General features: G+C 55.4%; 17 protein-coding genes and 1 pseudogene. 4 read left to right on the top strand and 14 right to left on the bottom strand.

Annotated elements, in window-relative coordinates; genetic code table 11:
* Positions 1-91: 91 nt before the first annotated feature.
* A pseudogene (locus tag F474_RS23325) lies at positions 92-710 on the bottom strand (methyl-accepting chemotaxis protein); the annotation flags it as partial.
* A gap of 1298 nt (positions 711-2008) precedes the next feature.
* Here F474_RS23325 and F474_RS17060 point away from each other — a divergent pair.
* From F474_RS17060 to F474_RS17045, 4 genes are all read left to right on the top strand, one after another.
* Entirely contained in the window at positions 2009-2362 is a 354-nt protein-coding gene (locus F474_RS17060; protein ID WP_097085677.1) for a hypothetical protein, read from the top strand.
* A 25-nt stretch (positions 2363-2387) separates the two neighbouring features.
* A complete protein-coding gene (locus tag F474_RS17055) occupies positions 2388-3623 on the top strand; it encodes a DUF4303 domain-containing protein (RefSeq protein ID WP_165830336.1) in 1236 nt (411 codons plus the stop codon).
* A gap of 364 nt (positions 3624-3987) precedes the next feature.
* A complete protein-coding gene (locus F474_RS17050) occupies positions 3988-4635 on the top strand; it encodes a CPBP family intramembrane glutamic endopeptidase (RefSeq protein WP_165830335.1) in 648 nt (215 codons plus the stop codon).
* 139 nt (positions 4636-4774) lie between these two features.
* Positions 4775-6022 (top strand): HDOD domain-containing protein, encoded by a 1248-nt coding sequence (locus tag F474_RS17045; protein WP_097085680.1) that lies wholly within the window; start codon positions 4775-4777, stop codon positions 6020-6022.
* Between the two features lie 87 nt (positions 6023-6109).
* Here the strand turns inward: F474_RS17045 and F474_RS17040 are convergent, their stop codons facing one another.
* The 13 genes from F474_RS17040 to F474_RS16980 form a co-directional block, all read right to left on the bottom strand.
* On the bottom strand, positions 6110-7093 hold the full coding sequence (locus F474_RS17040) for a fimbrial protein (protein ID WP_165830334.1): 984 nt from the start codon (positions 7091-7093) through the stop codon (positions 6110-6112).
* Positions 7094-7124: 31 nt separating this feature from the next.
* Complete coding sequence (locus F474_RS17035) at positions 7125-9665, bottom strand: fimbria/pilus outer membrane usher protein (RefSeq protein ID WP_097085682.1); 2541 nt, start codon at positions 9663-9665, stop codon at positions 7125-7127.
* Between the two features lie 73 nt (positions 9666-9738).
* Complete coding sequence (locus F474_RS17030) at positions 9739-10458, bottom strand: molecular chaperone (protein WP_097085683.1); 720 nt, start codon at positions 10456-10458, stop codon at positions 9739-9741.
* A 60-nt stretch (positions 10459-10518) separates the two neighbouring features.
* Positions 10519-11043 (bottom strand): fimbrial protein, encoded by a 525-nt coding sequence (locus F474_RS17025; protein WP_165830333.1) that lies wholly within the window; start codon positions 11041-11043, stop codon positions 10519-10521.
* A gap of 284 nt (positions 11044-11327) precedes the next feature.
* A complete protein-coding gene (locus F474_RS17020; protein WP_125483384.1) occupies positions 11328-11600 on the bottom strand; it encodes a hypothetical protein in 273 nt (90 codons plus the stop codon).
* 822 nt (positions 11601-12422) lie between these two features.
* Positions 12423-13865, bottom strand: coding sequence for a class I SAM-dependent DNA methyltransferase (locus F474_RS17015; RefSeq protein WP_097085686.1), 1443 nt, complete (start codon positions 13863-13865; stop codon positions 12423-12425).
* The gene (locus F474_RS17010) at positions 13858-14442 is read right to left on the bottom strand and encodes an HNH endonuclease (protein WP_097085687.1); all 585 of its coding nucleotides are present in this window, start codon (positions 14440-14442) and stop codon (positions 13858-13860) included. The genes F474_RS17015 and F474_RS17010 overlap by 8 nt, the downstream gene beginning before the upstream one ends.
* Positions 14442-15074 (bottom strand): response regulator, encoded by a 633-nt coding sequence (locus tag F474_RS17005; RefSeq protein WP_097085688.1) that lies wholly within the window; start codon positions 15072-15074, stop codon positions 14442-14444. Before F474_RS17005 ends, F474_RS17010 begins: the two co-directional genes overlap by 1 nt.
* Positions 15071-17602 (bottom strand): sensor histidine kinase, encoded by a 2532-nt coding sequence (locus F474_RS17000; protein ID WP_097085689.1) that lies wholly within the window; start codon positions 17600-17602, stop codon positions 15071-15073. Before F474_RS17000 ends, F474_RS17005 begins: the two co-directional genes overlap by 4 nt.
* Positions 17603-18035: 433 nt before the next feature.
* The gene (locus F474_RS23005; RefSeq protein ID WP_097085690.1) at positions 18036-18317 is read right to left on the bottom strand and encodes a hypothetical protein; all 282 of its coding nucleotides are present in this window, start codon (positions 18315-18317) and stop codon (positions 18036-18038) included.
* Positions 18314-19294: an integrase domain-containing protein gene (locus F474_RS16990; RefSeq protein WP_097085691.1), complete on the bottom strand. Its 981-nt coding sequence runs from the start codon at positions 19292-19294 to the stop codon at positions 18314-18316. Before F474_RS16990 ends, F474_RS23005 begins: the two co-directional genes overlap by 4 nt.
* The gene (locus F474_RS16985) at positions 19272-19631 is read right to left on the bottom strand and encodes a hypothetical protein (RefSeq protein ID WP_097085692.1); all 360 of its coding nucleotides are present in this window, start codon (positions 19629-19631) and stop codon (positions 19272-19274) included. Before F474_RS16985 ends, F474_RS16990 begins: the two co-directional genes overlap by 23 nt.
* The gene (locus F474_RS16980) at positions 19615-21012 is read right to left on the bottom strand and encodes a YfjI family protein (protein ID WP_097085693.1); all 1398 of its coding nucleotides are present in this window, start codon (positions 21010-21012) and stop codon (positions 19615-19617) included. Before F474_RS16980 ends, F474_RS16985 begins: the two co-directional genes overlap by 17 nt.
* Between the last annotated feature and the right edge of the window lie 584 nt (positions 21013-21596).

The raw sequence follows: 21596 nt of genomic DNA, 5'->3' as shown, positions 1-21596 counted from the left end.
AGGCCTGGTCGGCAGACTCCATGCAGGCGTGCGCACGCAGCCTGCTGCAGCTCCTGGATGATCCGGCGGATCTCTTCGGTTGAATTCTGCGTGCGCGAGGCCAAGGTTCGAACCTCGTCTGCGACCACCGCGAAACCCCGGCCTTGCTCGCCCGCGCGGGCGGCCTCGATGGCGGCATTCAATGCCAGCAGGTTCGTTTGGTCGGCAATGTTGCGGATCACCTCGATCACCCCGCCAATCTGCTGGCTGTGTTGGGCAAGTGCCGACACCTTTTCTGCACTGCGCTCCACTTCATCGGCCAGCGCTTCGATAGTCACGCGGGTTTCCTGCATTTTCGCCAGGCCGGCGTTGGACGATTGGCTGGCGTGCCCGGCAGCGTGGGCCGCACCCTCGGTGTTCTGCGCTACATCGGCAACGCTCGCGGTCATCTCGTTGATGGCCGTGGCGACCTGCTCGGTTTCGCTTTGCTGTGCACTCATGGAGCGCTTGGCCCGGTCAATCGACACCCCAATACGATCGGCCGCGTCGGAGACCGACTGCGAGCTGCGCTCGACCTGGCTGAGCGATGAGCTGAAGGCCTGCACCATGTGGTTAAGCCCCGAGCTCACGTCGGCCATTTCATCTTTGCCGCGCACCTGAATGCGCACGCTCAGGTCGCCTTGGCCGATCAGCCGGGTGGCGGCCAGCACATCGTTGATCGTGCGGCGCATGGCGCTGTAGATGGCACTGAACAGGTACACCAGTAGCAGGGTAAGCACGACAAGCATGGCCACAATCGCGCGCGATTCGGAGGTTTTGGCCTGCACGCGGCGCTCGAGTGTATTGAGCAGTTCGTCTTGCAGCGTATCTTGCGCCTGGTACAGGGATTCCACGACCGCGTTGCCCTTGGCCCGCAGATTTTGCATGCCGCCAAGGCTGGCACCTGGGGTGCCAAGCATTGCTTCCAGGTCGGTGCGGAAGGTGCCCAGCCCTTCGAAAGCTCGAGTGACCGGTGCCTGGATACGCCCGGCCAGGTCAGGGTCTTTGCGGCCCAATAGCGTCAGGCTTTGCTGAAGTTCTTTATGGATGAGCGTTTCATTTTTGAGCAGCGACCGGATCACGCCGCCGGCACTGGCACTTATCGTCTGGCCGTCCTGCATCCCGCTGACCAGGCCACGCAATTGCCCGACGACGTTGATCTGCCGGGGCAGCCTCAAGGTGCTCTGGTCGATCATGAACAGCGATGCGTAATCTTCATCCAGCACCATGCCGGAGGTAGCCGAGATGTAATAGACGAAGTTCAACGTCTCCATCAGTTGATCGTTCCAGGCATCGAACATCTGGCTAGGGTCTGCATCCGCTTTCGCTCGCTCGACCAACCCTTGTGCACCCGCGTGCAGGCGCTGCACACGATCACCGGTTTCCAGCTGTGCGCTCATCAGCCGGTCGGTGGCGGCCAGTTTCGAAAACGCGTCTTCCAGCTTCGCCTGGTTGGCTGAGAATTCGGCTTGGGCTGTTTTATCACCGCTGAGCAGGCGGTTGGTGAGTGCGCGTTGCAACATCGACAAGCGCAGGATGGGCGTTACATCCATCAGGTAGCGCTGGCCCGACTGCTCCGCGCGAATGACCTCCAGGCTTGCGTTGATCTGATGGATCGAACGGGTGCCCAGCAGCACCAGCGGGATCAGAACGATAGCGGCAAGCAGGCCGAACTTAGTAGGAAAGCGCAATCGGTTAGCGAGGTGGACGGCAGGAGCAAGTATGTTCATGGAAGTCTCAAGGCCGGAATTGTTCGGTTAGGTGGTGTATCGTTGAGAACGCTCCCTATTCTCAGGCGCCTGGCTCTGTATGGCTCATTCGGCTAACCCCGTTTATCGTTTAAACGTTCATAGATCCTCGGCGGCAGAATTTAGAACTTTATTAAAAGTATGATTTTATTTATTTCTGTAACTTGTGAACCTTTGAAAAACATAGATGTCGGCATGCCATCATTGCTCTATTAATATTGATTTAGAGAGGCCGGGCGCGCATGAGCAACATTGAAATACTGTCTTTATCTCCAGGCGGCCGTTACCAAGTCGAGGCCGCCCCGTGGGAAGCCGGCCCCTCGCACTGGGTGTACCCGCCGCGCATCATCGATACCCAGGCTGCGCAGGTGGTGTTCGGCTTCCAGAACCCACAGTGGTCAGCAGACCTCAGCACCTGGCTAAGCCCGACCCGCGTTGAACTTGAGCTGCGCAAATACCCCGGCCATCAAGCCCCGCGCGGGCTCAAGGTGGCTATTGAATGTGCACAGCGCACCGCTGAATATGACGGCGGCAAACACATTGAATTGGCCCGCCTGGAGAGCGCCCTCGAGGAGATGCTCGGCCGGGCCGGGTGAACCCCGCTCAGCAAGGAGCTGAATGATGAACTGGAGAGCTCTGGAGCAGGCGTTGTTCGACGCCGCCAGGCAGGCGTTGCAAACGCTGCTCGATGAAGGGGGCAGCCCGTTGTACGCCGCAGCGTTCCATGCCAGCTACCGCGAAGAAGAAGCGGTGCTGTCGCTGCCCAGCCTTGCCGCAAACAGCCTGCAAGCGCTTGCCGAAGCCGCCCCTGACGGGGGCGAGGAAAGCTTCAGCTCGGTGAAGTGGAACCCGGTGGACTGGCACTGGGATTGGGAAATCTGTGAGGGTGAGCCGTTCACGCGGCTTGATGAGCAGCTGCAAACCTACGCCAACCGGCTCGGCCCGCGCCAATGGCACGCGGCAGAGCGGCGCTTTCTGGTAACCGTTAGCCGCGCCGCCAGGGCCCTGGGCCGCCACTTCAGCCAGCACCCTGGCGTGGCGCCGGGCTTTGTGGTGTTTTTTCATGACTTCGACGGCGATATCGCCCTGGCCAAGCGCAGCATGACCCGCCAGCAGTTCGAGGTTAACTTCCCTGTTGAGCTGGCCATCGAAAACACCCTGCGCGACGTGGCGGCGTTGCCGGTCGAGGAGCAGGTCGCGTTCTATGTCAGCCGCCTGGGCAGCTGGGATGGCATCTGCGGGGAAGACGCAGAGCGCTGGTTGGTTGCCCACGGCCGCCCGGCACAGGCAGCGCTTATCGAGCAGCTCAACACCCAGGAAGCGCCTTCCACCGCTGCACGCATTCTCGGCTTGGCCGGCATCGCGGATGCGCCTGTTATCCAGGCCCTGCGCCGGCAGGCGATTGAGGCCAACGACCCGCCGACCCGCGACTGGAGCGCCACCGCCCTGGGTTACCTGGAGGACTTCGACTGGCTGATGCAGCAGGCCCCCGACATGGCGGTGGCTGGGGTATGCGCCAACTTCGGCAGCTTCCGCTGGCAAGGCGTGCAGCCGCCGGTGCTGAACTACGCCCCGGTCGAGCGCTTGCTTGATCAACGGCCAGAGCTTCAAACGGCAGTGGAAGAAAGCCTTGGGCAAGCCTACGGGCAAATCGAACCCACCGCCGCCAATGTGAGTGAGGCGTTGCGAGGTTTGGCTTCACCCCATGTTGCTATTCGGCGGCATGCGGTGAAGGGGTTGAGCAATCGGAGTTTGGAGGGCGACGAGGCGCATCGAGCGGTTGAAGGGTTGGGAGTGGCGATGGGGGATGTCGATGAGCAGGTGCGGGAGGAGGCTGGTCGGGGGCTGGAGGGTTAGCGACCCCCTTGAAAGGCAAGACACCGTTCCCCCCTTGGGGCAAGGGGTAGGCAAACGGATATGTTGATGACTAACGGCAGCGATAAGCGTGGCGGCGCTCTGCCTGAGCAATGAGCCACTCGCAATTTGCAAAACACCCCACAAGGCGCCGTACCAGATGCCCCCGCCTGCCAGCGGCGGCGCCGAGGCCACGGGTGATTTTTAAGAACCGTCTTATACGAGCCTCAACGGTTCTTGCTTAGGCTGCATGGCGTCATTGAGCTGGAACCCAGCTTGTTCCGCAGCCGCTTGGCGCGCCTTGCCCAGTTTTGCATTCGCCCAAGGTGGTCTACAGGGCTGCGCGCTACGCAAAGGAGATACGCACGTGCAGACCATAGTTTGGCCAGCCAGGCGCTGGGCTGGAGGGGTCCTCGCCCTTTCGATGTTCTACACCGCGCAGTTGGCGGTTACCGCGTTGCCGCAGACCGACCCCGACGGTTTTCTGATCCTATTGGCAGGTTTTGGTCTGGCTGCTGCGATGCTCGGCCTGCTCGCGCTGACCCAGCTGACACCGGGGCAAACGGTCAGCGTTTTTCTAGGGCGCCGGCTGGGGGCCGTCCTGGTTCTGGGGTGGGTACTGGTGACGCTGGTGCAAGCTGGCGCCATTGGGTGGGATACCGGCCAGGCAGGGCCGGCACCGGCCGGCCCCGCCTGGCCAGAGCGCGGCGGGGTACTGTTCGTTTTGATGCTGCTGGCACTGCCGGCGATCGCCGAAGAACTGCTCTACCGGCATTTCGTGATGGAAATGTTCGATCTGGCTCACCCCAAGGGGCGTTTGCTGGCAATCGTGCTGAGTACAGCATTGTTTGCGTATTCCTTTGGCGGTGACACAGCGGGGGCCCACATGTTGTTCATGGCCGCGCTTGGCCTAGTGCTGGGTACCGCGAGGGTGGCTAGCGGGGGGTTATTGGCTCCGATACTGCTCAATGCCTACGCAACGGGCCTGGGTTTGCTGGCCGAGGCTGTGCTGTAGCCGGGCAATGCTGCCCATTGACGCTGATACGGCTGCCCATTGGCTTTCGTCGCGCCGCAAGGAGCGAGTCCGCCCATGATCGGCTTCGAACATGCCTTGAAAGTGCTGCATGGCATAACCGCCTAACCGAGAATTGCTCGTGAACGCTACCGCTTCCCTTCCGCCTCGAATCGTAATTGCCGAAAGAGACCCTTGGGTGCGCGCCATGCTGCGCGAAATGATCCTGAGCGTTCGCCGGGATGCGCGCCTGGAGGTCTGCAAGGACGGCCCTCAGGCGCTGGATGCGCTTGCGACCAAGGCAGACTTGATCCTGGCGGGCCGGGAGTTGCCCGGTATCGACGGCCTCGATTTGCTGCGTAGCGTGCGCGCCACGCCTGGCGGGCCGGGCTTGCCGTTCATTCTCATGAGTGAGCGCAGTGACTTGGCCAGCGTGCGCGAAGCGCTGCCCCACAGCCCCACGGCCTATCTGAGCAAACCCCTGCACCTGGATGGCTTGCGCAGGCGGCTCGAGCAGCTTCTTCTCGGCAGGGCTGAACAGGCCAGCGGCCCCCTACCGGCGGTGCAGCCGCGCCTCAGCCTGGAGGCCTTTCTTCAGCAGCGCCGCACCAACGCTGGCGGGGGAGCGATGTTCGCCGATGTGCAAGAGGGGCTCCAACTGGCGACGAACGCCGAAACGATGGGTTTGCGTGCGTTGGAAGAGCGATTGGGCAAAGACCCCCAGATGACCGGCGTGCTGATCGCCGCCGCCAATAGCGCGGCGATGCACCGTGACGTACCGGTGCAAAGCTTGTCGCAAGCGTTGCACAGGCTGGGCGGTATCCAGAGCATGAATTTGCTGCTGGGCCTGGCACTCAACCGCAGTGCGCGCCTGAGCGACCCCTTACTGGTGCGGCCCGCCGAGCATTTTCTGGGCCTTTCGTTGCGGGTTGCCGAGTTCGCCAAGGCCCTTGCGTGCTTGCTGAAACTGGATCAGCAGCGCTGCTACTGTGCGGGCCTGCTGCACCGGCTGGGCGATCTTGCGTTGCTTCGCTGCTTGCAGGAATGGCGCATGGCCGGCGGCGAACTCGACGAAGATCGGGTGCAGTCGTCGCTCGATGAGCATGGCGCGCCGTTCGGCTCGGCTTTGCGCGCCCGCTGGCGCTTGCCGCTGCAGCTGCGCGAGTTGATCGCCGCGATCTACCAGTTGAGCGGCGGCGTTTACTCGCAATACATGCTGGTGATGAACCTGGCAGGTCAGCTGGCTCGTGCTTTACCGAATCAAGATAACGCGGAAATTGCCAGCAGCCTGGCGGCGCGCCTGCTCAAATTGGATGTGCCGGAACTCGACCTGCTGAGGGCGCCGGCCCTCTCGCAAACAGAGGCTACAACCGGGCGTGACGCTGGTTGAGAGGGCGATGCCCAGCGTCGATACGGTCCTGCATCAGCAGCGGCATGCTCATCACTGCGTTACAGGGCCGCCCGTGCGCGGTCGATGTCAGTTATAGGTGATCGTGAACTGCACGCTCGCATTGGCCGCGCCCGGTGTGATGTTCTTGCTCGTCTGGTAGTACCGCGCCTGCAACGCAATGCTGTAGTTGCCGCTCGCCGGGTTGCGCAGATAGCTGATCGACGATGACAGGGGCAGTACTGTTCCATTATCGCGAAGGATCTGAAGGCCCACCCCGCTTGCACCACCCGCGTTGAGCGCCATCACGCCATTGGCTGCACTCAGAACAGTGCCTACCGGGTCGAGGCGGTAGCTGATGCCTGCCATCCCGGCGGGGCAATTGTTCAGGTCGATGGTGAACCGCTGGGCCTTGGTCCCGCTGCCGACCCCTTTGAACTCCCCGATAGAGTGCTCGCCCAATTGCACCAGTTTGGAAGGGGTGCGGCAGGTGGGTTGAACGATGTTGATCGAGCCCGACCCGTTGCGCCAGACGATAGGGGTCAACCCGCCTGCGGTCAGTGTGCCGATGATGCCGGACGGAATGGTACCGCTGACATTATTGGAAATCTTGATGATGCGAAAGACGCTGGGCTGCTCGAAATGGTACTCGGTCGCTCTGCTGGGAATCGTGAAATAAGGATACGGGCCGAACGGGTTATAGTTGTAGCTGCCCACGCCGGTGGTGCCGGTGTATTCCCACGTCCAGGCAAGGCCGGTGTTGCCAATCGGGTATCGGTTGCCTGAGCCCGGCGCACCCACATTGTTGGTGATGCCCATAGCGTCCCCTATCGCGCAGCGGCCCCAACGGGCGGCGCCATTGAGGATGGGGAGGCTGCGGGTGACCTCATAGACCGTTCCACCGACCGGAACGGCCAGCCCCACATTGAGGGTGCTGGGAAGGTTCAGCTCATAGGTGGTTTGCGATGTGCCGTACATATAGCTGCAGGCGGCCTGTGCGCAGGGGCTGGCCAGTAGCGAGGCTGCCGCTGACAAGGCACCTGAAAAGGCGTATTGCCGAGAAGGCTTGAACATAAAAGAGGTCTTCTTCCTTTCGTCTATCAACTTATGGCGCATGGCATGTCGTACTCAGCTGGATATAGCCGGTCGCCTGTTGGCCAGCGGGCTGAGGGATATCAACTTCGGCGATGCAACGCTGCCCGGGCTTGTCGCCGGTGACGACCTGCAGTGTCTGCGTCGCCTTTTCGGTGCGCAGGAACAGGCGGTTGCCCTGGCCCAGCTGGGTCAGCTGGGCGCCGTGCACGTCCAGCACGGGGGCGCCTACGGGCATCATGGCTCCGTCACTGCGCGTCAGTGTCAACAGAATCGGCGTACCTTTCCGAGTGGCGAAGTCCAGCCTTACGATCGAACCACTGCGCGGGCTGGTGACGTTGCTGGAGACCTCCAGCTCGACGTCATTGGCAATGCCTCGGGGGGCCAGAGACACCCTGTTTTCGCGGTAGGGCACCAGGCCCGCGACCACGGCGTAACCCTTCCGATCAAGATTGACACCTAGCCCGTTGTCGACTTCCGCGCCTTGGGCACCGGGGGCGCTGAGGAGCGCAAATGTGTCCCCTTGGGATTGGGAAAAGGTGACACCGCCGGAGTGGACCACCAGGCTGCCGCTAGCCCCCAGGTTGGTTTGGCGATAACCGGATGAAGAGCTAAGGCCGGCTTCCAGGTTCACCTTCGATGCTCGGTACTGGCCCAACACCGCTGCGCTCCGGGAGGCCACACCCTCTTGCCTGTCGTTACTGGCCGAAACGTTGTAGTTGAGCTCGTTTCTGCTGCCGGCCTGGGCGCTATAGCTCACCTGGGAACTCAACGTTCGGCTGTCACGAACGCTGCTTGAAAGGTTTAGATAACCGCTACCCCGTGGGCCGCCCAGCGGCAGGCTGACGCTGACCATGTACTGGTTCTGGTAGTTGCCGTTGAGGGCCTGGCTACGGCTGACGTTCAGGCTCACGCCACCCCAGCGGTAGTGGTTGGAGTAGCCCGCTTGATAGGTCATGTCGCTGCCACGTTTGCCTGCCCAGTAATTCTGCGAGGCACCCGACAGATAGACGCTGCCCCACCCTTCGGCCAGCGGTTGATCGATGTTCATCTGAAAACGACTGCGCGGGCGCCCTGGCGCCACCCCGTCGGCCTGCGACCTGAGTTGCGCGTAGTCGTTGAAGGTCAGGTAGTTTTCGCTCGAAAAACGATACGCGGCCAACGTGAAGTGGGTTTTGGAGTAGTTCACAAGCTCGCTGTAGGAGAGCCGATAGCTTTGGCCGTTGCCGTTGTCGGCCTTGCGCTGCGCAAGGCCGGTGGTTCTGCTTTGGGTCAGGTCCAACCCCAGCGCGCCGATAGGGGTGCTGACTGCACTGCCCAATAGCAGCGACGCGTAGCCGTCGGCCAACTGCGAACCGGAATAGGCTGTTACGACATTGCTCAGGCCGCGCTGGTACGTACCTTGTGCAAATGCCGGGCCTTGGCTCAAGTCATCGTTGCGGTGCCGGCCTGCCGCCAGGCTGAAGCGTGAGGTGCCCGGGCGAATCAGTTGCGTAACCGAGGCGAAGGGCACAACGAAACGCCTGACGTTGCCATTGGCTTGCGTGATCGATACCTGCAGGTCGCCGGCGTAGCTGGTGGGGTAGAGGTCATCGATAATGAACGGGCCAGGCGGAACGGTCTTTTCGTAGAGCACATTGTTGCCCTGGCGAATCGTCACAGTGGCGTTGCCGTCGGCGACGCCGCGCACTTGCGGAGCGAACCCGCGCTGCGAGTCGGGTAGCATCCGGTCGTCGCTGCTTAGTTGGGCTCCGATGAAAGGAACGCTATCGAACAGCTCGCCTGGTGTGTAGTACTGGCCCAGGCTCAGTTGCGAGCGCCAGGCAGTGATGTCGTGCTCGGCATAGCTGTTGATTGTCTGATAGTCACCTGCCATGGCCACCCCGCGCCTGGATTGCGCGCGGTAGCCACCGTTGTGGCGAAGGCGCCACTCTCCGAGGTTCAGGCCGGTGGCCAGGCCGAGGTAACTCTGGCTCTGGGTCATGCCCTCACCTTGGCTTTGATTCATGCTGGCGCGGTAATTCACGAACCCTGCGGTGATGCCAGAATCCCACCTGGAGGGGTCGACTTCACCCCGGGAGCGGCGCAACAAGTAAGCTTGGGCAATCGTCAGGTCGGCCCGCAGATCGCTGATCTCGACTTGCAGGCGTGCGGCATCGGGCCACTGTGCGAAGTCGACACATTGAGTATCGAGCTGGCCTACGCCGGCTGGGGCCTGTGCAGCCATGGCCTTCCAGTCAACGCCCCAGCGGCTCAATTGTTCAGTGCTGAAGCAGTAGATGCCCCCGCCAGTGCGCGATGGTTTGGCAACCAGGGGCTCTTGGCCGAGCCACTGGTCATTGAGGTAGACATCCACCTTGTAGACGCCGGGGATCACCGGGTTACCTTTGCGGAACGCCGATACATCCACTGCTCTGCCGCGTGAATCATTGAAAAAGGTAGGGTTGAAGTCCAGGTCTGCGTTTTCTTCGGCGAAGGCCGTACCGATCACAACCAGCAATAACACAGGCGAAAGCCACCGGCCCCGTACCGAAGTACCGGTTGAAATAAACATGGAAGGCAACCCCTTCGAAAGCAGCTGAATACGGCCAGCGCAGCCGGGCACAACGCCCGTTGGCCGAAACGGATTACAAGGGGCGGGTCACCGGGTAGACGGCGCCGAAATCATTGACCCAGCTCAAGCGAACGGACGAGCCTGCCGGCAGCTGCGCGGGGAGCCCCTCGATTGCGAACTCTGCCGTTCCCTTGGGCGGGATCATGCCTGCCGGGCCCTTGAAGGTGGCTGTGGGCGTAACGGCGGCTACATCGTTGAACGACACGTAGTACGCCGAAGGGTTGGTGGCACGCAGTGCCATGCCTGCCTGGCCTTTGACCAGCGCCCAGGTCACTGCACGGGGCGCGTCTTCCGGCTCGCCGGCCAGGCCGGCCGGGCGCAGGAAAATCTTCAATCGCGTACGAAAGGCGACCTGCATGTAGTTTTCGCGGTCTTTGGCCAATGGCGGAACATCCAGAACATTCAGCCAGTACACCGACTCGCGATCGCCAGGGACCGGCACTTGCGTAAAGATCAACCGCATCGATTGACCTTTACCGGGTTCGATACGAGTAATGGGCGGCACAATCAGAAAAGGCGCGTCAGCGTTGTCAGCCTTGAGTTGGTCATTGCCTTTGTCTGCCCACATTTGAACCAATGAGGCCTCATTGCCTGAGTTCTCCAAGCGGACTGCAATTTCTTTTTCCGTGGCAGGGTAAATGACACGCGTACCAACGACGACTACGTTTGCCCATACGTTGCCGCACAACCAAGGTGCACTGAGCACTAGGGCAAAAGCGCAACGAGCAAGCATTTTTGTGAACATGGGTAACCTCGGAAAACCCACTTAATACAAAGTGGGTTATTCGGTGTGTCAGTTGTAGACGAGCGAATATTGAACGCTGCTGGTAACGACACCGGCAGTGGCTGGCGCAGCCGCTGCCACATACTGCGCGTAATAAGTGAGTGTGGCGTTGCCACTGACGATGGCGGCGGTTTTGTTGCCGCTGTTGGTGGATACGTTCACTACGCCATAGTCGGAGTTGAGGATCTGGATCTCCGCGTTGGAACCGCCAGGCGTCTGGTTGATCAGGTTGCCCGTCGAAGCGTTCACCGTTGGGCCTGGCTCGAACCGGGCCGTGACGTTGGCGTCTTTGGAGCATTGATCCAACGTAAAGGTGAACTTGGTACGGCCCGCCACCTGCCCGACTGCGGCCAAGGATGACGTTGAGACTTTGTCGAGGGTGACGGTTTTAGTGCTCGCGGCAGTGGAGCCATCGATGCGGCAAGTTTGCCCCATCACCTGGCCGCTGAAGTTCACCGTGCCATCGGCAGCGTGAGCACCCACACACGTCACCAGAGAAGACGCGGCTACAAAAAATAAGGCGAGTTTGTTCATAAAAGGCTCGTATAGGCTGTGGTCTAGGGGTTTTGGCGTACAGCGAGCAGGATTATGTTGAGCACCACGAAGAACCCGAATAAGACGAATCTTATTTGCAGAGGCCGCGCGGGGAGGGGCAAGGGGGGGGCCGGCACCCCCGCAAAGTGGGGACGTGCAGGTGCAAGGAGATGGCGTGGCGGGGTAGCCAGAGGATAAACAGGCCGTTAAGCCTGCGCAGCATAGGGCCGCCGGTGCGGCAAGCCTGCTGCTAGGCATGTTACAGAGCGCGGTGCTTCAGCCGCTTATCGCAGCGACTGGGTGATGACGTAAAGGCCCTGGGTGATGACGCTGCCGGTTGCGCTCACCAGCACGTATTGCGATTCGCCCTTAGCCATGCCCTGTGAGCCATAGACGGCGCGCACGTGCGCACCTTGGCTGCTGTTGAGGGATTGAACGCTCAGGGTTTCGGGAACGGCGTCATCTGAGCAGTGCTCGTACATTGCTCCCCGCGTATAGCTGGTGAGCGTGCAGCTACCGCCCACCACGGCCCCTGTGAAGTGGAGGGTGCCATGCATGGCGGGTTGTTCAGCAGCGTGGCACGGGGAGGTGAGGGCGCACAGAAGCGCTAAAGGAAGAAACCCTTTCATGAGCGATATTCCGATTCAAAGTGGCAATGGGGGTATCGGCGAGATTGGGTAGAAACTGAGGGCTGAATCGTTTTTTGAAGATGGGGGAGGGTGCTGACGGTCTGCACAAGCTATTGGCGGGCGCTGTGCGAGGTTTGAGATTGGTCTTAGGGGGCGCGCCTTGGGACCTTGTGTAGGTTGAGCGGCAAGCTTGGCTGAGCCCGGCTTATGCATGTGGTTGACGGCGTCTATCCGAGGTGGACTTTGAGGATGTGCAGGGGCGTGGGAAGGGAGAGAGGGTATTGCGTGGGTGCCATGTGATTTATTGTGGGTTGGGGGGCACTGCTGGGTGCGGTTAAAGGCTGGGGATTGTGCCAACCGAGTAATTGGTTGGCTTGTGCGCTGATGCTTCATCTATGGGGTTTGCAAAGGTGTGCTGTGGTTGCTTCGGATGTTGGTGGGTAGGCAGCAGCGAGGAAAGACCTCTGTAGGCGTTTTTTGATTTGATGGGCCGGGGTGAGTTGAATCTGAATCCCAAATAACTGAAATCCCTATATAAATAGCATCAAAATTAAATTTCAGGATACTATGTGGAATGCTAGTAGAAAATAGCTTTGAGGAGAGTCGCTCTAATTTTCTACTCACCCCAGAATAGTATTTTGTAATTGTGCAAAGGACATGATATAAACCTGGAGTCAGGTTTTTGATATCTGGTCCAATTTGATATGCGTGATTTTTGTTATAGGCGATTTATTTTCATGCAGTTTAATGTCACAATTTATCAGGAAAAAAAGCATCCTCTGCCTTTTTCACTATTTCTTCTATTTTAAATTTTGAATGCAGTCTTCCAAATGTTTCTAATTTTTCTACTCCGGGAATTGGGATTGAGTTTAGGTCTGTTGCATTAATTTGAGTGTGTCCTGAAAAGCGCCTTATGTATAGATCGATTGTCCTGGTTGATATATAGGCGAACAGGGCGATACATATGTTTTGTGTAAGCTCGGTTTTTTCCCCCCAAATGTAATTTAAATGATTTTCTATTCCTATATATGAGTCGGTATAGGAGTTGCTGAGTAATGGTCCGGCGACTATCCTGGTTTGTGACTCTTTAAAGGATATTCTTCTCACCAGTATGTAATTTCGATTTGGAATCAGTACAGGCAAGGAATCATCGCAGACAGCTATGTATCCGCTCTTGTCGTTTGATGTGCGGTCGAACGTAATGTAGTGATTGGGCTTGACGTTATCCTGATAAAGTAAATGAGATGTTTCTTTAGTTTTAGTGGTCCTCAGCCAGTTACCGCATCTAAAATCTACAACCTTTCCCGTAGATGCGCGAAGACCTATGGACAGCATAGTGTGGTTAAACCTTGACATCTTTTCCAATAGTTCGTCGTCACCTACGGCCATCGGAATGTGAATAAATTTCTGAAAATCGGCGCTAAAAAAAACTTTATCGTTGGTCGTATATCTTGTGTTAACTTCTCCGCTCTTTTTTTCATGAGAAATTTTTACGCGGCCATCTCCCTGACGGACTATCTTTAATATCAAAAGCTCTTGCAGGACATTGGAGTCACAAAAAACTGCTCTCGACTCAAATAGATAAATTTCTTGGACGTGAAAATCTTCTAATATCCTTTTCCTAAATTCCCTAAAGGAAGGGCCATTACAAAAGCTTCTGGGGATAATAGCGACAAGCTCTCCCTCAGTAGAAAGAAGCTTCAAGCCGTAAGAAATAAATGCGGAGTATAAGTTGGCCTCTTTATAGCCAAGGGCTCTAAAACATTTTTTTGCGAAATCAGACTTAGATGAAATTTTAGAATACGGTGGATTTATAATTATCCGATCAAATTTTTTTAGAGTTTCTGCGTGCTCAAAGAAATCTCCCTCACAAAAATAAACATTCTGAATTTCTCTGAAGTTGTTTTTCGCTATGTCAATGAGGTACGCGTCTTTCTCTATTAGAGTCAGAGAGATATTTTCTTTCTCCCGCTCGGCGCGATCTAGTACCGCAGCTGATAGATTTCCGACTCCGCAGCACGGATCTAATACCGACAGTTCTATGTCTGTGCGTGCTGTAAACATATTCGCCATTACTAACGAAACTTTGGCGGGAGTGAAATACTGCTCAGAAAGCTTCTTTTTTTCAATTGCTATGCTATTCGTCGTAGCTACGCGAGACTTTTCAATCTCCTCTAAAAAATGACTATTCACTTTTGAGCATTCCTACATATTCAAAATACTTAAGTGTAAGATCGCATAAGGCTTTAGTTTCGTTATTTTTTTCGTCGGAATCTTTTACGATCTGAGCAAGCTGTGTGAGCTGTTGCTCCATCCGCTCCAATAACCAACAAATTTGTCTGCGGCGTAAATTTAGCTTCAACTTTTTGTGAATGTACTTCCCTAGTGGGGTCAACGGTATTATGGAGCCGTCTAAATTTCGAGCTAGATGATTGTGATAGTCGGTGTGGCAAGGATCAATATACCCTTTTTCATCAATGAAGGATATTGCTGCGCTAGTGCCTGGCCAATCGTCACTTTTCCCTATGTTGCAAATAGGGCAGCAGTACACTAAATTTGAATAATCGTTAACAAGTGAAGAGAATTTTGACTTGGGGGCAAAGTGATCTATGTGAAAACCCCTAGTGCCTCCAGAGTAGTAGTCTAAAGTGTCGCAATAGCCGCATTTAGATAAGAAGTCAACCCGCAGCTCTACTTTGTAAAGTGAATAGCGTGATTTTACCTCAATATTGGTCCGTCTTATCGGACGAGAAAATTGGATGGGAAGCATTATGGCTTCTCCCTCTTGCTGAGTAAGATGTCTACCTGCTTCACAAGCTGTGTTAATAGATCGAGGTTTCGATCATCCTTCAACTCATTAGGGAGTGTGTTTGATGATAGACCGTGCTCCTCGAGATAGTTGTCTAACTCAACAATCCGCTGCCTTTGTTGCGCGGTGAGCTCTGCACGCGGCAGTTGTGTTAGCTCGTAAAACTCTTCCTCTGACCTGCTAATTTTTAATCTGTGATCTTCGATAACTTTGGCTATCTGTGCTCTGAATAGAGACTTTAGGTCGTTATCCATTAGCACAGCTTTGGCTTGAACGAGCCGTGCATCATGCGTTGCATCCAACGCATCAGGCGCGTGAGATGTCAACAGGAAACATGGGATGTGCTTGTTGCGCTGCTGCAGCAACTCGATGAGAGCTTGACCATTAAAACCTACAGTTGCCTTTTCATTGAGCATGAAATCGGTAACCACTGCGTCTGGTGGGGAGTTCATGATCTCATCAACGATCTCATTGATGTCAGAATCATTGACTATTGTTACTACATCTAAAGAAAAGTGACCGTCCATAAAGTCTTGGAAGTAGATGATCTCATCCGGGTCCTCATCGATATAAATAACTCTTCCTTTGGTCATCCTTCTAACTCCATTGTGAGGCCAAAGCCACTTCCATTTTCAAGTTGGGCTACGCCGCGATATTCATCTAAAGTTTTCTGAACAAGCCACATGCCTAAACCAGTTCCGATTTCTTCGCCAAGGCTATTTTTTTTGGTAGTGAATGTGGGTTGAAATATATTTTGCGGCTCTTGAATATCAGAGGATAGACCTGGGCCAGTATCTCTATAGTTAAATTTTATCTTCCCATTTGACGCATGTGATCCGATTGTTATTTTTCGAACTCCTGCAAAGCCCGGACGTTTAAAAGCGTCAGCAGAATTTATAATGAGATTGTTAAAAATACAGTCCAGATCAATTTCGTATGCTCTCAGAGCCGTAGATGAGTCATCTACTTCAATCTTGATCGAAATTTGCCTTTCGAGAAGAGTGCTAGCCCATTCGTCGCGGAGATTTTCCAAATATGTCTTTATGTTTATTTTTACACGCTTCCTTTTGTCTTTTCTAATGGTTCTTAGTGAGTATTTTATCCAATTTTTGACCCTTTCGTCATCGCGGCGAAGCATTTCAATGCGTATAAAAGGACTTTTGAAATTCTCTATATTTTGTCTTGCGGAATCATCCATTGCAGCATAATCACGGATCATTTTTCCAAGAGGATCAAACCTGCTGCCAAGCTTTGAGTTTAGGTTGTCAAGCTCGTGAGTGAAGGAGGCAATTGTTATTCCGCTAGATGCGAACACACGGAGTAGAGAGTTTTCTTTCCTCATATCCTCTAGTCGATCATCAATCTCTCGCGTTCTAGCTTTTTCTTTTAGCAGGGCCAGTGCAAGTTTTTCTGAGTCATCTTTGTGTTCGACGTTTTCTTTTTTTAGATTATCAAAAATTTTCTGAGCTATCTTTTCCGCATCCTCCTCTTCTGCGGGGTTTAGTTCATCGTCAGTGGGAATGTTTTTTTTCTCTTGATGGATTAAAAAAAGCTCCCTGTAAAGGGCGCTTCTATCGCTTTCAAATTCTTTTACAATAGATTCTATTACAGATTTGAACAGGCTAAAAGTATCGTTTTCTTGAAGGCCTTCCCGGCTGGACTTATCTTCTAGTCCCAGGTTGTTGACTCGCGATATGTTAATAATTCCTGCCATGTTATTAGGTGGAACTCTCCAGCGGCCTGTTCGAAGAGCAGATGGGTCAGCAGCCTGCCTGCGGCCAAGCCCCAACCAGTCCCAAGACGCTTTACCTATTTCGCCGTAAGGGCGCACGCGGAAGTTATCTCTGTAAATACGAACACCATTATTATGCTCAAGCCAACGTTTCCTGCTTTCGCTGTCATAGTGCCGGTGAAGATACATATCGATATCTTTTCTATCACTCAACCGCTTTAGAAAATATAAGCTAAAGCTAAATTTGCCGATGGATTCGTGAGCTTTATCGTTTTTTTCTTTTAAGCCTGGGATGAGTTGGTACAAGGTTTTGCTATATTTGAAAGTTTCACCAAGCAGTTTGCTTCGGGTGTAGGCTGTTTTTTTAAATAGTGGTCTATTTAATATTTCGTTGGTTAGGCGTTCTTCATCCAGCTCTTTTTTTGTTGTTTCTATAGTTACCAGGCCTGCTTCATCCATAGATGCAGATAGCTTATAATCGTAATCCTCACAAATACTGGGTAGTATCTGACCAAATTCACCTGGATGCCTACGACTATATACGTAAACGTTGAAACCTCCAGCCTCGGCTGGAGGAATCAATGAGGCTAGCTCAGAATAAATTTTATCAATGTTTTCTTTTTTCCAGTAGTCTCTAGTTCCTGAGATGCGAATTTGGCTACCTTTGGTAACTTTTTCAACACAGTGTAGCTCGGAAAGCTTACGGCCTATGGCTGATTTTAAATTTTCAGCAAGAGTGTTGTCTGTAAAACCTAACTTTGCACTCACACCATCAATCGTAAGCCCCTGGCGGTCAAAGTCGCTCCAATCAACCTTCCAAAAAAGAGTTTTATCGGAATTTTCAGTTTTTGTGTGTAGCTCGCATTGTTCGCCAAGTCGGTCCAGTGCGAAACGGCCAATACCTTTTGCCCCCGATTTAACGCGCCCAGTATCGGAGAGGAATTTAATATTCTTGTTATCCGTGCCAATCGTCATCCAAGCACGCTCAATAATTTCTTCCGACATTCCCTCGCCATCATCGAGTATGTAAACCACTCCATTGGCTGATAAGCGTTTCTCTAACTCTGTCCGTTGCTGAGCGCTGAAAGACTTCTCATAAAGTTTTCTTGAAAAAGTGTAAATTTCACTGAACATGTCAGGAGAATAACAGTGAAGTATCTCCGAGAGGTTTAGCTTTTCAAGGCTGTTTCTAAACCATTCATATTCTGCGGCGCTTATTGTATCTGGTAGCTCCACTAAGCGGTCGTCAAAAAAAACGATGCAAAATTTAGCATCAGCATCGTAACTATTCTTTACCAATTCTATTATGGCGCCTTCGGCAGAGGATACGTTCTCCCTGCCAATTAATCTCGCTGTCCTGGCAGAAACATTAAATGGTACGTTTTTCATAATATTTCCTCCCCAAAAAGCAATTTTCTGCGTTGCAAAGTTTAGCTATGTGAGATTTTTAAAAATGATTTCGGGTTTCTATCGCGCTGGGAACGGCTTTTCGGCCCTCGGCAATGCTCACCATGGGGGCATTCTAGGATGCTCCCAGTCATGGCTGCCATCATAACTGGCTTCTATGCTTCACGAAAATTTCTAATTTGTGGCCAATCAGATCGTTGGAGCGTTATGTCGCTGGGTCGAGCGTAGCCGCGTAGAACGGTCAGGTCAGTACGACTCACGACGGTAATCCTTTCTGTGGAGAACCTCAAAAAATCTGCACTGCGGTGGAGACCCCCCCTCATCATTGACAGACAGACTCCATCAACCTGCGAGGGGGCGGGGGCAGGCTCGATTCTCGAAGCGATGCGGGCGAGCATCCGCTATCCAGAGGGCGTTAACCTTTTTCGAGGCGAATAGGGGGTCTTCCCAATCGTTTAAAGATCAGTTCCGTCGTGAGCCTATAGTAATAGCTGCTGCTGTCAGAATGGTCCTTCAAATAATGTGTAAAAAACCAGCGTACATGTTTGAGCCGCCAGCTCCAGGGGCTGTGGAGTTGCCATCGCTGTTGGATAGCCGCTTGCATTACTCGCGCTTGACGTATGTGGCGTTGCTGCGTGGCATTCGCGCCGATCAGTACTCCGCTCAGAAACAGCACCATATCGAAGGGTCTAGTCACGATCGGCCTCCAATGTAGGCCGAAATCACATCGATCCTGTTGTGACCAAGCTCAATACTAAGCTGGTGCCGAGCCTGGCGATCCAGCTGGTGATCAATGCGATAGCAATGGCCGCCATTGATGGGCGGTTGGTGGCCCGTGAGTTGGAGGTAACGTTCGCACGCATAAGCTGCTCGCAGCTCATGAAAACCCTTCAGCCCTTGCCCTTGCAACGTTTCGCGAGTCGGGCGCACGGTCTGTTCCAGGAACGCAGCGTAGCTTTCGTCTCGAGCCAGTAAGTTGCGGCTGCCAGTGGGCGATGCGTGGCAAGCCAGCTGCAAGGCCGCTTTCACTTCCTCATTTGCCGCGACCCAGTCCGGCGCTGAAGCCCCTGAACGACCACCTTTCGTACCTTCTTGGATATTGATACGGCCCAGCTTTTCGGCCTCACGCTGCAGTCGCGGTAAGTCAGCCAGAATCGCTTCACGCAGGCGCATGCCAGTCGTTTGAGCTAAAAGCACAATGGCAGCTACCCGATCACATTGCTTTTCATGAAGCGCCTCGACTACTCGCTGCACCTGCTGATGGTCTTGGCCATCCGGCGCATGCCTGCGTACGCTCGACCGTTGCTGCCCCAAAGCCTTACTAGGGCTTTCGATTCTCACATTCTGATCACCGCGTAGCGCAGTGAGGGTCCGGTTAACACTGCTCAAGCGGTTTTGCGCGGTCGCGATGCACAACTCACCATTCTGGATTTGCTGGCGCAGGTGACCGGCGTACCCTTGCAATGTCTGCCGATCAATCTGGCGGGCATCGTTGAAGCCAGGGCCCTCCTCCGACCGGCACCACCTCACGAACGCCAGCCAACGATCACCGTGCGCTTTGACGGTCGCAAAGTGGCCGCCGGCAAAAAGGTCGTTCAGCGCCTGCCAGCCGGCATAGCTCAACTGGCGGCCGTAGCCAAAGTTTCGACCATCACGCCGACCGACTAGGGCCATGGTCATCACCTTCATCGGTTGTCTGCAGGAAGCGAAGCAGCGATTTCCAGTGTTGGCTGATGCTCTGTAGCTGCCCCCAGTGCGTTGGGCGGAAGTGAAGGGTGTTGTCCAGCTGCAGCAATATGGCTCCCTCGTTCTTCAACCGTTCGATGAGTTTGCCCGGATCCGCAGATTCGAATGCCTGGGCGGCGACGGTGGCGATACCGGCGACATAACCCAAATGGTCAGGCCTGGCGTATGGCGACATGGTGCTGGCCGCCGTGGCGACACAACGTAGTTTTACCGTCGGACGACGCTCTGCCTGGTAGCGCCGAACGGCGTCATTGAGGCGGAACATGACGCACCTCGTACGTGGTCCCGTCGCTTATCAGCCACTGATGATCGATTAGTTCCACCAGTAGCATGGAGGTATTCCGAGTGCTTTTTCGCGCAAAGCGGGGGCCTTTGCGGGTCAGATCACGGAGGGTGAATGGGGGCCAGTTTTTTTGTTGAAGCCAGCGAAGTAGAACGTCGGCCTCGGCACGGACTTTGTTCAGGGGCTCCTGTTCTGTTAGTCGCTGTATTTCAGCCAGGTAGTAATCCATCAGTGTGGAAGCGCGCTGGATATGCGCCTCGGTTATGCAACTCGCACCCTCAATGGTGGCCAGAACGCCCGCTATGCGCAGAACATTCGCCGCCGCTTTACTCGCGGCAGGCTGCACGTTAGCCAGCTCGCCAAACTCACCTGACTGGCACTCAATGGTGTCGTGAATGGCTATCCAAGCCTCACGGGCTTGAGGGGTCAACTCTATGATTGCTGGAGCGAGGCCCCCATCCTTCTGCCGAGCCCACGGTTTCTGCATGAGTGCACTGATGCGCTGCTTGTAAAGTTGCACCTGGGGGTCACGGCTGAGGTCAACGGCTTTATATAGTCGCTGCCCTACCAACCGCTCGGGCCAGCTAATGAGGCAACGCCCGAGGATGCCCTGGTCTTTGGCAACAGAGTCCTGAAGCAGGCGGTTGGCCAGAAGCGGTTGAAGCATCAAATGCATGCTGAGCCGGCGGTCGTAAGCACGCAGGCTTTCCCCAGGCATAGCGCGGGAACGGTCAATCGGGCTACCGTCCCACAATGTTGAGAGGTGCGTGATCGCCTTGAGCATGTTGTCTTTGTTCATGGTGCTCCCGCCGAGAAATTGGCCGCCTTCGTCACTGAATAGCCCCATGCTGGGCAAGCCCAGTGACAGGTCTTTGATGAGACCTTCAATGGTTGGCTCTGCGCTGAGCAGTCTGGGTTGCACGGGCTCGGGTTTGGTCTCTAGCTCCAACTGTTTCGATTTCTTGGACGCTACGGATGCCGTGGCCACGTTCATCGCCGCTCGGTGTGCTTTGAGGTCTTGCCCGTATGCGGCCCACTGCAGCCTCTCCCAATCTCGCGCCGCCTGCAGCGCGACTTGGTCCACAGCGCTTTTACGATCCCCTGAGCAAGCCACTGTCAAAAAGTACAGCGACAGCGGGTAAGTCCGGCCATCGAGCTGAACATTGGCATGGGCTTGGCTTGCGAGAGCGGCTGTTGCTAAAACGGCTTGCGCTGCCATTGCCTCGGGCACGCCGATAACGTCGGCCATGCGCTCAACGGCGGGCCCCAGCAGATTGCCCAGTGCGGCGACGGGATAGGGCAAGGGCTTGCTGTCCAGCTGCATTAAGGGACGTGGCGGCCCTTGAACCTGGCGCAATTGCATAACTGTTCTCCATGCGTTTACCAATCTTTCCTTCCCCACTTCGCCCCGCCTCGGACGTTGAGTGTTATCAGGGATCAAGGCCCCTGCGGCCTGTGGGGTTTGTCCACTAACGCGGGACTGGCGGCTCCTTACGACCGGGAGCTTGGGCATCTCATGATCTGGCCCCCTGAGCACCGTTACCGGTGGGCGGGTGGAGGCTGCATTGGCTGACGAGACCAGCGCCGCGAGATCCTGAGTCGGGTGAGGCAGTGATGCGATGACAGGGGTATGCCTGGCTGTCAGCCAGGTGCAGGCCATTCCGTGGTCTGCGGCACCATCATCTGCATCGGTGTTGCGGTTCAGTTCGGCGTTTGTCACGCCAATTGTCATAAGGCTGATTGCCCCAAAGTCCCGTTTTGCGCGGGCTGCAGCAGTGGTGGAAGCGCCCGTCTCTTTCCTGGAGAAAGAGACGGGCGAAGGGTTGGCGCAGCGAATGGGCCGAGCAAGTTCGTTGCTGCAGGGCATAAGGGTTAGTCGGTTGCCGCAATAGCAACGGGTTTAGTAAGCGTCCATCACTCAGCGAGTGACTGTGCGAGCCTCCGGGC

The organism is Pseudomonas sp. URIL14HWK12:I12, assembly GCF_003097135.1.
Classification (GTDB): Bacteria; Pseudomonadota; Gammaproteobacteria; order Pseudomonadales; family Pseudomonadaceae; genus Aquipseudomonas.
The sequence above is the reverse complement of the archived record's forward strand: the minus strand, read 5'-3'. Positions and strand labels throughout refer to the sequence as shown.